11 protein-coding genes, 1 tRNA gene and 1 pseudogene are annotated in these 14,810 nt (G+C 67.3%); 6 read left to right on the top strand and 7 right to left on the bottom strand.

All coding sequences use genetic code 11. From position 1 onward, the window contains the following. The first annotated feature begins 3 nt into the window (after nt 1–3). Genes VLK31_RS03395 through VLK31_RS03410 form a run of 4 tightly spaced genes read left to right on the top strand, consistent with a single transcriptional unit; the run spans nt 4 to nt 6,989 of the window. Nucleotides 4–1,146, top strand: a complete 1,143-nt coding sequence (locus VLK31_RS03395; RefSeq protein WP_409166959.1) for an ATP-binding protein — start codon at nt 4–6, stop codon at nt 1,144–1,146. Nucleotides 1,147–1,156: 10 nt separating this feature from the next. Continuing rightward, nucleotides 1,157–3,658 carry a DUF5682 family protein gene (locus tag VLK31_RS03400; RefSeq protein WP_409166960.1) on the top strand — a complete coding sequence of 834 codons (2,502 nt, stop codon included), beginning with the start codon at nt 1,157–1,159 and terminating at the stop codon, nt 3,656–3,658. After that, the gene (locus VLK31_RS03405) at nt 3,655–4,779 is read left to right on the top strand and encodes a VWA domain-containing protein (protein WP_409166961.1); all 1,125 of its coding nucleotides are present in this window, start codon (nt 3,655–3,657) and stop codon (nt 4,777–4,779) included. The genes VLK31_RS03400 and VLK31_RS03405 overlap by 4 nt, the downstream gene beginning before the upstream one ends. Continuing rightward, a complete protein-coding gene (locus VLK31_RS03410) occupies nt 4,776–6,989 on the top strand; it encodes an SWIM zinc finger family protein (RefSeq protein WP_409166962.1) in 2,214 nt (737 codons plus the stop codon). The genes VLK31_RS03405 and VLK31_RS03410 overlap by 4 nt, the downstream gene beginning before the upstream one ends. A gap of 41 nt (nt 6,990–7,030) precedes the next feature. On the opposite strand, the gene VLK31_RS03415 is transcribed toward VLK31_RS03410, so the two are convergent. The 7 genes from VLK31_RS03415 to VLK31_RS03445 all read right to left on the bottom strand — a co-directional run bounded on the left by VLK31_RS03415 (nt 7,031) and on the right by VLK31_RS03445 (nt 12,343). Then, nucleotides 7,031–7,106: transfer RNA gene (locus VLK31_RS03415), tRNA-Thr, on the bottom strand. 52 nt (nt 7,107–7,158) lie between these two features. Beyond that, entirely contained in the window at nt 7,159–7,737 is a 579-nt protein-coding gene (locus VLK31_RS03420) for a ClpXP protease specificity-enhancing factor (RefSeq protein ID WP_409166963.1), read from the bottom strand. Nucleotides 7,738–7,778: 41 nt separating this feature from the next. Further along, entirely contained in the window at nt 7,779–8,390 is a 612-nt protein-coding gene (locus VLK31_RS03425; protein ID WP_409166964.1) for a glutathione S-transferase N-terminal domain-containing protein, read from the bottom strand. 97 nt (nt 8,391–8,487) lie between these two features. After that, nucleotides 8,488–9,261, bottom strand: coding sequence for a cytochrome c1 (locus tag VLK31_RS03430; RefSeq protein ID WP_409166965.1), 774 nt, complete (start codon nt 9,259–9,261; stop codon nt 8,488–8,490). A gap of 52 nt (nt 9,262–9,313) precedes the next feature. Then, complete coding sequence (locus VLK31_RS03435) at nt 9,314–10,750, bottom strand: cytochrome b (RefSeq protein WP_409166966.1); 1,437 nt, start codon at nt 10,748–10,750, stop codon at nt 9,314–9,316. A gap of 14 nt (nt 10,751–10,764) precedes the next feature. Beyond that, entirely contained in the window at nt 10,765–11,382 is a 618-nt protein-coding gene (gene petA / locus VLK31_RS03440) for a ubiquinol-cytochrome c reductase iron-sulfur subunit (protein ID WP_409166967.1), read from the bottom strand. A 199-nt stretch (nt 11,383–11,581) separates the two neighbouring features. Further along, the gene (locus tag VLK31_RS03445; RefSeq protein WP_409166968.1) at nt 11,582–12,343 is read right to left on the bottom strand and encodes a LuxR C-terminal-related transcriptional regulator; all 762 of its coding nucleotides are present in this window, start codon (nt 12,341–12,343) and stop codon (nt 11,582–11,584) included. Between the two features lie 296 nt (nt 12,344–12,639). Here VLK31_RS03445 and VLK31_RS03450 point away from each other — a divergent pair, with 296 nt between their 5' ends. Together VLK31_RS03450 and VLK31_RS03455 are read left to right on the top strand one after the other, a co-directional pair. Further along, nucleotides 12,640–13,965, top strand: coding sequence for an IS1182 family transposase (locus VLK31_RS03450; protein ID WP_409166969.1), 1,326 nt, complete (start codon nt 12,640–12,642; stop codon nt 13,963–13,965). A gap of 230 nt (nt 13,966–14,195) precedes the next feature. Then, nucleotides 14,196–14,774, top strand: a pseudogene (locus VLK31_RS03455) (helix-turn-helix domain-containing protein); the annotation flags it as partial. Between the last annotated feature and the right edge of the window lie 36 nt (nt 14,775–14,810).

Consider the following 14,810-nt stretch of genomic DNA (forward strand, 5'->3'; position numbering starts at 1 on the left):
ACAATGGCCACATCCAACAAAACCAAGGACACCGGCGCCGCGCCGCAGACACTGCAGCGCCCGCCGGCAGAAATTCTGTATGCCGCGCAACTCTCGCGGCTGCAGGCGCAAGACACCGACCCGCGCCCGCCCGGCTGGGCGCTGGGCCTGAAGGCTGCGCGCTCGTTCATTCTGGGCGACGCGGCGCACGACATCGCGCCCAAGATCGTCGCGCCCGTGGCCAGCATCGAACGCATGCTGGTCACGCTGGCCACCGGCCGCGGGCTGATGCTGGTGGGCGAGCCGGGCACGGCCAAGTCGATGCTGTCGGAGCTGCTGGCCACGGCCATATCGGGCATCTCGACGCTCACCATCCAGGGTGGCGCGTCGATCACCGAAGACCAGATCAAGTACGGCTGGAACTACGCGCTGCTCATCAACGAAGGCCCGAGCCCGCGCGCCATGGTGCCGGCGCCGCTCTACCTGGGCATGCAGCGCGGCCAGGTGGTGCGTTTTGAAGAAATCACGCGTGCCCCGCTGGAGGTGCAGGACTGCCTGCTGGGCATGCTGTCGGACCGCGTGATGGCGGTGCCCGAGCTGGCGGGCGAGCACGGCATGCTCTATGCGCGCGAAGGCTTCAACATCATCGCCACCGCCAACACGCGCGACCGCGGCGTGAACGAAATGAGCGCGGCGCTCAAGCGGCGCTTCGACTTCGAAACCGTGTTCCCCATTCTCGACTTCGACCGCGAACTGGCGCTGGTGCAGGAGTCTTCAGCGCGGCTGCTCGCGCAGAGCGGCATTCCCAAGACCGTGCCCGCGCCGGTGCTGGAGCTGCTGGTGTCGACCTTTCGCGACCTGCGCGGCGCGCCGGGCAAGGCAGAAAAAGGCAACGGCGGCGGCAACGACGCGGCCATGGACAAGCTCACCGCCGTGATGTCCACCGCCGAAGCCGTGAACGTGGCGCATGCAGTGGGCGTGCGCGCCTGGTTCCTGGAGCAGCGCGAAGGCTCGCCCGCCGACCTGGTCGACTGCATCGCCGGCACCGTGGTTAAGGACAACGCCGACGACCGCGCCAAGCTGCGCCGCTACTTCGAGCAGAAGGCGGCCAAGCGCAACGGCGCGCACTGGCGTGCGTACTACGAAGCACGCCACCGCCTGCCCTGACCGCGCGACGATGACACAGCAGCAGCCCCATCTTCAGCCTCACATCGTCGGCGTGCGCCACCACAGCCCCGCCTGCGCGCGACTGGTGGCCGAGCGCATCCGCACGCTGCGCCCCGCCCATGTGCTGATCGAAGGCCCGGCCGATTTCAACGAACGGCTCGGCGAGCTCTACCTGCCGCACCGGCTGCCGGTGGCGATCTACAGCTACCTGTCGAGCGACCACGCGCACCACGGCTCATGGTCGCCCTTTGCCGAGCATTCGCCCGAGTGGCAGGCGCTGGTGGTGGCGCGCGAGGTGGGGGCCACCGTGCGCTTCATCGACCTGCCGGCCTGGCACGGCGCGTTCTCGCGCATGGAGAACCGCTACGCCGACGTGGCCGATCACGAGCACGAGGAGCGCGCCGAGGCCTACGAACGCGCGCTGACCGAAACGCTCTCGGTGCAAGGCCGCGACGCGCTGTGGGACCACCTGTTCGAGGATGGCTGCGACGCAGGCGAACTGGCGCGGCGCCTGTCGACCTACTTCGACAACCTGCGCGGTGAAGACCGCGGCTCGCAAGGCAACCAGGCGCGCGAAGAAATGATGGCGCGATGGATCGCATGGGCGATGGCGCAACCGGTGGACCCTGCCGACCCTGCCCGCGCGCAGGCGCTGGTGGTGTGCGGCGGCTACCACGCGCCGGCCCTCGCGCGTCTCTGGGCAGGCATGCCGACTGAATTGCCGGCCACGCCGCAGCCTTCGCTCGAACCGGCCGAGGGCGATGAAGACCCAGGCACGCGCAATGCCGATGCGCCGCTGCGCTTCGGCTCCTACCTCGTGCCCTACACCTTCAAGCGACTGGACGCCTTCGCAGGCTATGCGTCGGGCATGCCCTCGCCGGCCTACTACCAGTGGGTGTGGGAGCTCGGCCCCGACGGCGCGGCGCACCGCGCGCTGCAGCATGTGATGCAGCGCCTGCGCGACAAGAAGCTGCCCGCCTCCACCGCCGACCTGATGGCCGTGCACCTGCGCGCGCAAGGCCTCGCGCGGCTGCGCGGCCATGAGAAGCCGCTGCGCTCCGACTGGCTCGACGCACTGGCCGGCGCGCTGGTGAAAGACGCGCTCGACGCACCCCTGCCCTGGACCTACCGCGGCGCCATGCGCCCCGGCACCGACCCCGTGCTGGTGCAGGCCATGGATGTGCTGGCCGGCGACACCGTCGGCCGCCTCGCGCCCGGCACGCCGCAGCCGCCGCTGGTGGCCGCGGTGCAGGCCGAGCTGGCGGCGCACGGCATCGTGCTGCGCGGCCAGATCAAGCTCGACTTGCTGGCCGACGCCGACCGCGCAAAGAGCCGCGTGCTGCACCGGCTGTCGATCCTTCGCCTGCCCGGCGTGCGCCGCACGCAAGGGCCCAAGCTTGCGATGTCGGGCGAGCGTACGGAGCTGTGGCAGCTGGGCGAACCGCTGGAACAACAGGCCGCGCTGATCGAGGCCGGCGCCTGGGGCGCGAGCCTGCACGACGCGGCGCGCGCCCGGCTGGAAGACGACCTGCGCCAGGCGCAGGGCCAGATCGGCCCGCTGGCCGACGGGCTCAACCAGGCGGCATGGGCGGGGCTGTCGGCGCTCAGCGATTCGCTGCTGCGCGAGCTGCAGGGCGCCATTGCCAACGAGGCGCGCTTCGAGGCGCTGGGCCCAGCCCTGTCGGTGCTGCACACGCTGCTGCGCCACGGGCAAACACTGGGCATGGCCGACGCGCCGGTGCTGCGCGTGGTGATTGCAGCGGGGTTCGACCGCGCGCTATGGTTGCTGGAGCCGCCCGCGGCGGTGGCGCCGGCCGACATGCAGGCGCACCTGGAGGGCCACCTGGCGCTGCGCCGGATCGTGGCCGATGTGCTGGCGCATGCGCAGGACCATGCGCAGGACCATGCGCACCTTGGGCAGTCCGATCAGGCGCCTTCGCTGCTCGACGTTGAGCCCGCCCGCGCGCTCGCCGTGTGGCAGCGCAAGGCCGCCGATGCCAGCGCGGCGCCCGTGAGCCGCGGCGCCGCGCTCGGCGCCACGCTGAGCCTGGCCGGCCGCGTGGCAGATGGAGATGCAGATGCGCACACACACCAAGCAGGCGTGAACGAAGCCATGCAGCTGCTGCACGCGCTGCCCGCGCCCGTGCTCGGCGACGCGCTCAGCGGCCTGCTGGCGCTGGCGCGCGAGGTGCTGGCGTGCGAGCCCGCCTTTGTCGCCGGCATGGACCGCACCGTGCAGGCGCTGGACAACGCCGACTTCGTGCGCGCCATGCCCAGCCTGCGCGCCGCCTTTGCATGGCTGCCGCCGCAGGAACGCGGGCTGCTGGCCGACCAGGTGCTCACGCTGCACGACGCCGCGCACCTGTCGCGTCGCACCCTCACCGCGCCGCGCAGCGGCGAGGCCGCGCCCGAGCAACTGGCCGAAGCCCGCCGCGTGGAAGACGCCGTGCTCGCCCGCCTGGCGGCCTGGGGCGTGACGCTGCAAGACACACAAGGAGCGCCCCGCGCATGAGCCTCGACATTCCCGATCCGCTGCAACGCTGGCGCCTGCTGCTGGGCGACCCGGCCGAAGCGGCCTGCGGCAGCCTGAGCGCCGAGGCGCAGGCCGCCGATGCCGCGCTCGACTGGCTGTATGGGCGCGACAGCGACCGCGCAAGCCGCGGCGAACGCAGCGCCGGCCTGGGCCCGTCGGCGCTCAGCACGCCGGACTGGATCAACACCATCCACACGCTGTTTCCGAAAGAAGTCATCGAGCGGCTGGAGCAGGACGCGGTCGAGCGCTACGGCATCGACGAGGTGGTGACCAACCTGGCAGTGCTGGAGCGCATCGAGCCTTCGGAGTCGCTGCTGCGCGCGGTGCTGCACACCAAGCACCTGATGAACCCCGAGGTGCTGGCCGCCGCGCGCAAGCTGGTGGCCGAGGTGGTGCGCCGCATCATGGAAAAGCTCGCGACCGAAGTGCGCCAGGCCTTCAGCGGCAGCCGCGACCGGCGCCGCCGCTCGCGCATGAAGGTGGCGCGCAACTTCGACTTCAAGCAGACGCTGGCGGCCAACCTGCACCGCTGGGACTCGGAGCGCCGCAAGCTCTATGTGGAGCGGCCGGTGTTCATCAGCCGCACCAAGCGGCATGCCGAGCCGTGGGACATCGTCTTGCTGATCGACCAGAGCGGCTCGATGGTCGACTCTGTCATCCACAGCGCCGTGATGGCCGCCTGCCTGTGGCAACTGCCCGGCATGCGCACGCGGCTGGTGGCGTTCGACACGGCGGTGGTCGACCTGACGGACGATGTGTCCGACCCGGTCGAGCTGCTCATGAAGGTGCAACTGGGCGGCGGCACCGACATTGCCAAGGCGGTGGGCTATGCGCAGTCGCTCATCGCCAATCCGTCGAAGAGCATCGTGGTGCTGGTGAGCGACTTCTATGAAGGTGGCAGCCCGCACGAACTGGTGCGCCGCGTGAAGGCGCTGGTCGAGTCCGGCGCCAAGGTGCTGGGCCTGGCCGCGCTCGACTCGCAGGCCGAGCCCAACTACGACCGCGAAATGGCCGCGCGCCTGGTGCGCGAGGGCGCGCAGATCGGCGCCATGACGCCGGGCCAGCTCGCGGGCTGGCTGGCCGAGAAGGTGCAGGCATGAGCGCCGCCGTCGCAGTGCGCCCCGACCTGCTCGAGCTGACGCCCGAAGCCCTCACCGCGCTGGCCAACGCGGGCTTCGTGAAGCGCGCGCAGAAGGACGTGGCCGCCGGCCTGCTGCCCAGGCTGGAAGCCACCGCGGACGGCACGGTGACCGCGAGCTTCGACGACGGCGTGCGCACCAGCCTGCCGCCAGGGCGCACGCTGCGCGATGCGCAGTGCAGTTGCCCCGCGAGCGGCATGTGCAGGCACCGGGTGATGCTGGTGCTGGCTTACCAGGCGCAGGCGGCGGCATTGGCGCCGTCAGGGTCGGCGTCGGCTTCATCGGACGGTGCGCCGCCTTCGGCAACAGACGCACCCGCCGAAACCGACGCCGCCTGGAGCCCCGCGCAGTTCGACGACGCCGCGCTGGCGGCCAGCCTTGCGCCGTCCGTGCTCGAACAGGCAGGCAAGCTGGCCCTGGCACGCCCTGTGGTCGGCGTGCAGGCCTGGCGCAGCGCCAGCGCGCCGCCGGTGGCGCGGCTGCCGATGTGCAGCGTGCGCTTCTTCTCGCGCAGTTCGCTGGTGCATGCGCGCTGCGACTGCAAGCAGGGCAGCGGCTGCGCGCATGTGGCCATCGCCGTGTGGGCGTTCCGCCAGGCCGGCCCGCTGGCGCCGGGCTCGGCGGAAGCGATGGTCGAGGTGCTGCCGCCCGCATCGGCCGGCGCGGACAACGCAGCATCGCCCGCACAGCAGTTGCTGATGCAGAACGACGCCGCACGCGCCTTTCGCGCGCAGATCGACACCCTGCTGCTCTCGCTGTGGCTCGACGGTTCCAGCCAGCCGCTGATGGCGCTGGCCGCGCGCTTCGAGGCCGTGCGCGCGCAGGCCCGTGCGCTGGGATGGAACTGGGTCGACGACGTGCTCGACGAGCTGTGGCAGCTGCTGCAGGCCCAGCAGGCGCGCAGCAGCCGCTTCGAGCCGCTGCGCCTGGTGCGCGTGCTGGCCGAGCTGTGGGCGCGGCTGCAGGCCGCGGCGCATGCCGAGCAGCCAAAGCCTTCGGAGCGGCCCGCGCTGCTGGCGAGCCAGATCCTCGGGCTCGGCGTGAAGGGCGAGGTTGCGCTCGACCACCTGCGGCTGGTGTCGCTGGGCGCGCAGCTCTGGTCGGACGACACGGAAGAAGGCGCCAGCGTGCTGTTCGCCGACCCCGACACGCAGAACGTGACCGTGCTGGAACGCCAGTGGTCGCGCGCGGCCGATGCGGCGGCCGGCGGCACGGCGCAGGCGCTGATGAACCGGCGCGTGGCGGGCTTTCCGCTGCGGCAGTTGGCCAGCGGCCAGGTCATCACCAAGACCGCGACGCGACGCGCCAACGGGCTGGTCGACATCGCGGCCGGCGCGCGGCAAACGGGCGTGCTGCCGCTGTCGCCCATCTCATGGAACGACCTGGTCGCGCCGCTGCGGCAAGACAGCGTGGCCGCGCTGGTGGCCCATCTGCGCGAGGCGCCGCCGGATTTCGTGCGGCCGCGGCAGGCGGCGAGCGGCGCGTCGGCGGGGGCATCGGGGCAATTGCATGTGGTCGCGTTCGAGCGCTTGGCGGTGGTGTCGTGCCACTGGGACGCGGCGGCGCAGGTGCTGCATGCGGCGCTGGCGCAGGCGCCTGCGCAAGAGGCTGATGAAGCCGATGAGAACGAGGCGGGCCCGCCGCCAGAGCAACTGCACCTGGCGCTGCCGCACCGCGCGGTGGCGCCGGGCGCGGTCGATGCGCTGGCCCGCAGCCTGTCCGGCGAATACGGCGCGCTGCGTGCCGTGGCGGGCACGGTGCACCTGCAAGGCGGCGTGGCGGTCATGCAGCCGCTGAGCCTGCTCACGGCACAACGCGCCGTGGTGCTGCAGGTCGAGGCGGTGGCGCCACAGCCGCTGAGCCTGAACAGCGACAGCGACGACGTGCCCGCGCTGAATGCGCTGGCCGGTGAAACGCTGGAACTGCTCGCCCTGTGGCTGCGCCAGGGCCTGCGGCACCAGGGCGGCGGCGCGCTGTCGCGGGCAGAGGCGCAGGTGCAGCGGCTGAAGCAGGCGGGGCTGGACCGCGGTGCGGGGCTGCTGGGGGCCGTGCTGGAGAACCTGCGGTCGGCGCAACGGCCTGCGCTGGTGGCGCAGTTGGCGATGCTGGGGTTGCTGATGCAGGGGGTGGTGCAGGGTGGTGCAGGCGGCGTGACAAACCCAGCCGCATGAAAAAAGCCCCCGAGTCATGACTGACTTGGGGGCTGTCTGTTTGGTGCCGCTTGTCGGAATCGAACTGACGACCTTCCGCTTACAAGGCGGGTGCTCTACCAACTGAGCTAAAGCGGCTGAAATTCCAGAGCGTGATTCTAGTGGGCTCGGCCGGGGTGTCCGGTCGCGCCTACTTGACGCGCTTGAGCGATGGCCGCGCGCCGCCGCTGGCCGGCGGACGCGGTGGTTCGTCGACCGGATCGGCGAGCGCGCCGGCGTCGACGACGGTTTCGTCGCCGTCTTCACCGGTCACCAAGTGCATGACCTTGCCGGCATCGCCTTCGGTGCCGCGCGAGGCGTCACGCAAGGGCATGCGCGCCGGGCCTTGCGGCGACGGCGCGGCCGCCGGGGCGTCGCCGCCCAGATGGTCCGCGGGAACCGACGGTGCCGGCGCGGGAAACGCCATGCCCTGCCCGTTCTCGCGTGCATAGATGGCAATCACACGCCCCACCGGCACGCTGATTTCACGCGCCGAACCCGCAAAGCGGGCCTTGAACTCGATGAAGTCGTTGCCCAGCTTGAGCGAACTGGTCGCGTCGAAGCTGATGTTGAGCACGATTTCACCGTTCTTCACGTACTCGCGCGGCACCTGGACGGTGTCGTCGACCTGCACCGCGACATAGGGCGTGAACCCGTTGTCGGTGCACCATTCATACAGCGCCCGAATGAGGTACGGGCGGGTGGAAGACGACTCGAGCGCGTTGATCATGAAAGACTGCGAAAAGCGAAGAAAGCAGGCACGAAGCTTACTTACTTTCGCATGACCTTTTCGGAAGGCGTCAGTGCTTCGATGTAAGCCGGGCGCGAGAAGATGCGCTCGGCGTACTTCAACAGCGGTGCCGCGTTCTTGCTCAGGTCGATGCCGTAGTAGTCCAGGCGCCAGAGCAGCGGCGCAATAGCCACGTCGAGCATGGAGAAGTTGTCGCCCAGCATGTACTTGTTCTTGAGGAACACGGGTGCCAGCTGCGTGAGGCGGTCGCGGATGTGCGCGCGGGCCTTTTCAATGGCCTTCTCGTTGCCCTTGGTGGTGCGGTTTTCCAGCATGGCCACGTGCACGAACAGTTCCTTCTCGAAGTTGAGCAGGAACAGGCGCACGCGGGCGCGGTCGACCGGGTCGCCGGGCATCAGCTGGGGATGCGGAAAGCGCTCGTCGATGTACTCGTTGATGATGTTCGACTCGTACAGGATCAGGTCGCGTTCGACCAGGATGGGCACCTGGCCGTACGGATTCATCACGCTGATGTCTTCGGGCTTGTTGTAGAGATCGACGTCGCGAATCTCGAAGTCCATGCCCTTTTCGAACAACACGAAACGGCAACGGTGGGAAAAGGGGCAGGTCGTTCCTGAATACAAGACCATCATGGCGAGAGACTCCTAAAAATCAAAAAGAGTGGGTTGCGTTGGCAACCCACTCTGTGGGACCGCATACCCCAAGGGTATCCGGTCGGCGTGGACGGAACTACTTGACGTCTTTCCAGTACGAGGCGTTAAGTCGCCACACAAAAACCACCGACACGGCCAGAAACAGCAGCACCCACACGCCGATGCGGATGCGGGTGTTCTGTGCCGGCTCGGCCATCCATTGCATGTAACTCACCAGGTCGCCGACCGCATTGTCGTACTGCACGGAAGTCAGGGTGCCGGGAGTGACTTGCTCCCAGCCCTTGAACACTTCGGTTTCGTGGCCGTGCTGTTCGATCTTGGTGTAGACCGGACGGCGTTCGCCTTGGAGTTCCCACAGCGGGTTGGGCATGGCGACATTGGGGTAAGCAAGGTTGTTCCAGCCGGTGGCTTTGGTGTCGTCGCGGTAGTAAGTGCGCAGATACGTGTAGAGGTAATCGGCGCCGGTGCCGCCGTGGCCGGCACGCGAGCGGGCCACCAGCGTGAGGTCGGGCGGCGTGGTGCCGAACCATTCCTTGGCCTGGCGCGCGTCGATGTTGGCCTTCATGGTTTCGCCGACCTTGTCGGTCGTGAACAGAAGGTTGTCCTTGATCTGCTGCTCGGTAATGCCGAGGTCCTGCAGGCGGTTGTAGCGCATGAACGCGGCAGAGTGGCAGCTCAGGCAGTAGTTGACGAACAGCTTGGCGCCGTTCTGCAGCGAGGCGACGTCATTGGTCTTGTTGGGCGCCTTGTCCCAGGCAATGCCCTCTGATTCGGCGGATGCCGCCGCGGAAAAGGTCAGGCCCAGTGCGAGACCCAGGACCGCGAGCCAGCCGGAAATGCTTTTCTTCATCGTGTGTTCTCTCAGCTCTCTTGGGGCAGCGTGTCTTGTCTCAATGGGCGGGTCAATGCGCGGCAAAGACCACGCGCTCGGGCACGGGCTTGAAATCGCCCTTGCGGCTCCACCACGGCATCAGCAGGAAGAAGCCGAAGTAGAACAGCGTGCCGATCTGCGAGATGGTCTGCGCAATGTCGAGCGCAAACGAGCCGATCACCAGGTTGCCCCAGACGCCCGGCGGCTGAATGCCCAGGTAGCCCAGCACCAGGAAGAACAGCACGAACACGCCGTACACATACTTGTGCCAGCCCGGACGGTAGCGAATCGACTTGACTTCGCTGTGGTCGAGCCACGGCAGGAAGAACAGGATGATGACCGAGCCGCCCATCACCACCACGCCCCAGAACTTGGCGTCGAAGGTCTTGAGCAGCAAGATGGCCACGGCCGCAACCACGACGGCGGCAATCTTCAGGCCCATGCCCGACTTGCCCTTGACGAAGTTCCAGATGGCGGCCGCGCCGATGATCAGCGCGAACACGTTCACCATGTCGTCGGTGGTGGCGCGCAGCATCGAATAGAACGGCGTGAAGTACCACACCGGGGCGATGTGGTTGGGCGTTTTCAGCGAATCGGCCGGAATGAAGTTGTTGTATTCCAGGAAGTACCCGCCGGCTTCAGGCGCGAAGAAGATCACCGCCGAGAAGATCGTGAGAAACACCACCACGCCGAAGATGTCGTGCACCGTGTAGTACGGGTGCGACGGAATGCCGTCGACCGGGTGGCCGTCGGGGCCGCGGTTGGCCTTGATCTCGATGCCGTCGGGGTTGTTCGAACCCACTTCGTGCAGCGCGATCAGGTGGGCCACCACCAGGCCCAGCAGCACCAGCGGCACGGCAATCACGTGGAAGCTGAAGAAGCGGTTCAGCGTGGCGTCGCTCACCACGTAGTCACCACGAATCAGCAGGGCCAGGTCGGGGCCGATGAACGGAATGGCCGCGAACAGGTTCACGATGACCTGGGCGCCCCAATACGACATCTGGCCCCAGGGCAGCAGGTAGCCCATGAAAGCCTCGGCCATCAGGCACAGGAAAATCGCGCAGCCGAACACCCAGATCAGCTCGCGCGGCTTGCGGTAGCTGCCGTACATGAGGCCGCGGAACATGTGCAGATACACCACGATGAAGAACGCCGAGGCGCCCGTCGAGTGGATGTACCGAATGAGCCAGCCCCACGGCACGTCGCGCATGATGTACTCGACCGACGCGAACGCTTGTGCGGCATCGGGCTTGTAGTGCATCACCAGGAAGATGCCGGTGACGATCTGGATCACCAGCACCAGCATGGCCAGCGAGCCGAAGATGTACCAGAAGTTGAAGTTCTTCGGCGCGTAGTACTTGCCCCACTGGTCGTTCCAGAGCTTGGTCAGCGGGAAGCGGTTGTCGACCCAGTTGAGCAGCTTGGCGCCCGCGGGCGCATTGGGGGAAATGTCGTGGTATTCAGCCATGTTCTTTTACTGCCTCAGGCCTTCTTGGAGTCTTCACCGATCAGGAGCTTGGTGTCCGACAGGTACATGTGCGGGGGCACCGGCAGGTTGTCGGGCGCGGGCTTGTTCTTGAAGACTCGGCCGGCCAGATCGAACGTGGAACCGTGGCAAGGGCAGAGAAAGCCGCCTTCCCAGTCGGCGGGCAGCGAGGGCTGCGGGCCGGCCTGAAAGCGGTCGGAGGGCGAGCAGCCCAGGTGGGTGCAGATGCCGACCACCACCAGCACGTCGGGCTTGATCGAGCGGTGCTCGTTCTGCGCGTACTTGGGCGTGAATTCGTCGGGGTGACGCTTGGAGAGCGGGTCGGCCAGCTGGCCGTCGAGCTTGGGGAGTTCGGCCAGCTGCGCGGGGGTGCGCTTGAGGATCCACACCGGCTTGCCGCGCCATTCGACGGTCATTTTCTCGCCGACCTTGAGGGCCGAGATGTCGACTTCGACCGCGGCACCCGCGGCCTTGGCCTTCTCCGAAGGCTGAAAGGTGCTCACAAACGGAATGGCGGTGGCCACGCCACCTGCTACGCCGGCACAGCTGGATGCGATCAACCACGTCCGCTTGCTGGTGTCGATCCGGGGCGAGCCGGAGGTCATGTCACTCATGGGGATCCTCTTGTCTTCTTCGCTGGAGCAGGGCCAACCTTAACCGTAGCAAGGTCAACCAAGGATTGTAGCGGGGCGCTCCAGTGCTTTTCAACAGGCGATAACCCGCTGAAGTGGCGCGCAGCAGCGCTTTGCGGGCTTTTGCGCATTGACTTGCGGCCCTCGCGCCGGCATGACGCGAGGGCGAAGGACGCCGACTTCAGTTCAGCAGGCCGTGCTGCGTTGCCTCGTGAACCGCCTGGGTCCGAGACTTCACCGAGAGCTTGCGATAAATGCTCTTGGCGTGAAATTCGACCGTGTTGATCGACAGAAACACCGCCTCCGCAATCTCGCGGTTGCTCCAGCCTTGCGCAATGAGCCGCAGCACCTTCAGCTCGCGCGGCGACAGCGGCCCGGGCGCCGGCCGGTCGCCTGTGGGGGCTGACGGCCGCGTCATCACGGGTGCGATGGTGATCGGCCTGGCCGACGCCGCAATCATGCCCAGCAGACGGCGCGCCACACGCGAGTCCATCGGCGCGCCACCGCGTTCGATGGAACGCAGCAAGAACGCGAGCTCGGCGTCGTCCGCTTCGGTCAGCAGGTAGCCGGCGGCGCCGGCGGAGATGGCGGCGTCCACCAGCTCGTGGTCGTCGGCTGCCGACATGGCCACGCTGTCGGCGCCCGGATAGGCCTGGCGCACATGCTTGATGAGCGACACGCCGTCGTTCTGCGGCAGGCGCATGTCGACCAGCACCAGGTCGTAGGGCAAAGCGGCCAGCAGGTTCATGGCCTCGGCGCGCGTGGAGGCGATCACCACGCGGCGACCGGGCGCAAGCTCGCTCAGGATGCGACGCATGCGCTCGCCCATGGCGAAGTCCTGCTCGACGACCAGCGCGCCATGGAAGGCGCCGCCGTAAGAAACTTTGACGGCCCCGGCTGCCAGCATCGGCATCGAGGGCGAGGAATGACAAACAACACTCATGGCAACAACTCCCGAAACTGGAATGTTCACTTTCGTATAAGACGTTGCAGGAACGGTGCCCGGGCATAAACACTTGAAATTGCAGCCCGCTGGTCAGGCCGGGTTCATTGATTTCATTGGGGAATGTGGCGCTACCGAGTAAAATCGCAGACTTCGGAAAGCGGTGGTCCGGGCCTGTTTTGCGTCACTGTTACGAGCGATGCGGCGAAACACGTTACGTAGCACCGCGAAACGCGCGCTAGGAGTCTGCGCGGCAGGGCGTGACGATCGCGCAGAGGCTTGATAGATTTGGGCTCATGCCCATCAGCTACCTGCCCTACGAGCCGCAGCAGCAAAGACTGCTTCCCGACGCCCTGCAAGACTGGCTGCCCGAAGGGCACCTGGCGTACTTCATCAGCGACAGCGTCGACAGCCTGGAGCTGAGCGCGTTCCATGCGCGCTACGCCAAGGGCGGGCCGCGCAACCAGCCGTTCCACCCGGCCATGATGGTCAAGGTGCTGATCTACGGCTACGCCACCGGCACCTTCAGCTCGCGCAAGCTGGCGGCCAAGCTGCACGAAGACGTGGCCCTGCGGGTGCTGGCCGCGGAGAACTACCCGGCGCACCGAACGCTCTCGGACTTCCGGGCGCTGCATCTACAAGAGCTGGCCGCGTTGTTCGTGCAGGTGGTGCACCTGGCGCGCGAGTGCGGACTGGTCAAGCTGGGCACGGTGGCGGTGGACGGCACCAAGCTCAAGGCCAACGCCAGCCGCCACAAGGCCATGAGCTATGACCGGATGGTCAAGACCGAGGGCGAACTGAATGCGCAGATCGACGGGCTGCTCAACCGTGCCCGTGCCGCCGACGATCTGGAGAAGAACGAGCCTGACCTGGACATCCCCGGGGAGATCAAGCGCCGCGAGGACCGGCTCAAGGCGATCACCCAGGCCAAGCTGCGCCTGGAGCAGCGCCAGCAAGAGGCCGATGCGGCGCGTGGCCGCAGCAAGGACGACGAACGCAAACCCCGCGACAAGAACGGCAAGCCCAAGGGCGGGCGCTACAAGCGCGACTTCGGCGTGCCCAAGGACAGCGCCCAGGAGAGCTTCACGGACAGCGACAGCCGCATCATGAAACGCTCGGACGGGGGCTACGACTACGGCTACAACGCCCACACGGCGGTGGATGAGACTGCACAGATCGTGGTGGCGGCAGAGTTGAGCGACAACGCCGCCGACAGCGACCGGCTACCCGTTCTGCTGGCGGCGATGAAGGCCAACCTGGGCCAAGACGCTGTGCAGGTGCTGGCGGATGCGGGCTTCCGCTCGGAAGCGGTGTTCGCGCAACTCCAGGACAGCCCGAGCGAGCTGATCGTGGCGTTGGGCCTAGAGGGCAAGCAGGCGTTGGAGGTCGATGCGCAGAAGTACCCGCACACCGCTGAGATGGATACCAGGCTGAAGACCCCCCAAGGCCAGGCGGCCTACCGCAAGAGAAAGTGGATCGTGGAGGCGCCCAACGGGTGGATCAAGAGCGTGCTGGGCTTCAGGCAGTTCAGCTTGCGCGGGCTGCACAAGGTCCAGGCCGAGTTCAAGCTCGTGTGTCTGGCGCTGAACCTGCGAAGAATGTGCGCCTTGATGCCCAGATGAGAGCGCCAGAGCGCCGTTGGGGCATGTCCTGAGGCTTGCGACAGGCTGAGTTCAGCGGCTTACGCAATTCGCTACGCACTCAGCAGGTTGTGCCAGCGCTCTCGGGCTGTTCGCAAAGTGCAATGGCGCAAGCACAGCAACTCAAAAAATTCTGCCGCGCAGACTCCTAGCCTCACAGCTCGCCGCTCCCTGAACAAGGGCGTGGTTAATTGACGGCTTACGAACGCATTGCAGGTATCAGCCCGCGCACCGCGCGCAAGTGGCTCAAGCGCTTTCTGTAAGGCGCCGTGCAGGGCTTGCACGATCGCAGCTCTCGCCCGGCCCGCACGCGCACGAACCTGGACGCCGCCCTGCGCGAGCGCATCGAGCAGTTGCGCCGCTCGCGCATGCCCATGCGCCGCATCGCCCCCATCGTCGGGCACAGCGTGTCCACCGTCAGTCGCCTGCTCGCGCGCCTCGGGCTGTCCAGCCTGAAGGCGCTCGACCCCATTGCGCCAATCGTTCGCTACGGGCGAGAGGCGCCCGGCGAGCTGCTGCATATCGACACAAAGAAGCTCGGGCGCATCGTGCAGCCCAGCTACCGAGTGACAGGCGATCGTCGCGATGCCACGCGAGGCGCAGGCTGGGAGTTTGCTCACGTGAGCATCGACGATCACGCGAGAGCGGGCTTCGTGCAGATGCACGACGATGAGCGCAAGGGCCCGGTCGTCGCGTTCCTGCAGGCCGCCGGGGCTCACTACGCGGCCTTGGGCGTGACCATCAAGCGCCTGATCACCGACAACGGATCAGCCTATCGCTCACAGTTGTTCGTTAGTCTTACTATGTCACAAATGAAATAATGCGAT

The organism is Variovorax sp. H27-G14 (assembly GCF_046156345.1).
In the GTDB taxonomy this organism is placed as follows: domain Bacteria; phylum Pseudomonadota; class Gammaproteobacteria; order Burkholderiales; family Burkholderiaceae_C; genus Variovorax.

Bases quoted from the DNA above. Each gene is read 5' to 3' on its own strand.
- VLK31_RS03400 (WP_409166960.1), top strand. From the start codon at position 1,157: ATGACACAGCAGCAGCCCCATCTTCAGCCTCACATCGTCGGCGTGCGC.
- VLK31_RS03425 (WP_409166964.1), bottom strand. From the start codon at position 8,390: ATGATGGTCTTGTATTCAGGAACGACCTGCCCCTTTTCCCACCGTTGC.
- VLK31_RS03410 (WP_409166962.1), top strand. From the start codon at position 4,776: ATGAGCGCCGCCGTCGCAGTGCGCCCCGACCTGCTCGAGCTGACGCCC.
- VLK31_RS03395 (WP_409166959.1), top strand. From the start codon at position 4: ATGGCCACATCCAACAAAACCAAGGACACCGGCGCCGCGCCGCAGACA.
- VLK31_RS03405 (WP_409166961.1), top strand. From the start codon at position 3,655: ATGAGCCTCGACATTCCCGATCCGCTGCAACGCTGGCGCCTGCTGCTG.
- VLK31_RS03420 (WP_409166963.1), bottom strand. From the start codon at position 7,737: ATGATCAACGCGCTCGAGTCGTCTTCCACCCGCCCGTACCTCATTCGG.
- VLK31_RS03435 (WP_409166966.1), bottom strand. From the start codon at position 10,750: ATGGCTGAATACCACGACATTTCCCCCAATGCGCCCGCGGGCGCCAAG.
- VLK31_RS03430 (WP_409166965.1), bottom strand. From the start codon at position 9,261: ATGAAGAAAAGCATTTCCGGCTGGCTCGCGGTCCTGGGTCTCGCACTG.
- VLK31_RS03450 (WP_409166969.1), top strand. From the start codon at position 12,640: ATGCCCATCAGCTACCTGCCCTACGAGCCGCAGCAGCAAAGACTGCTT.
- VLK31_RS03445 (WP_409166968.1), bottom strand. From the start codon at position 12,343: ATGAGTGTTGTTTGTCATTCCTCGCCCTCGATGCCGATGCTGGCAGCC.
- petA (WP_409166967.1), bottom strand. From the start codon at position 11,382: ATGAGTGACATGACCTCCGGCTCGCCCCGGATCGACACCAGCAAGCGG.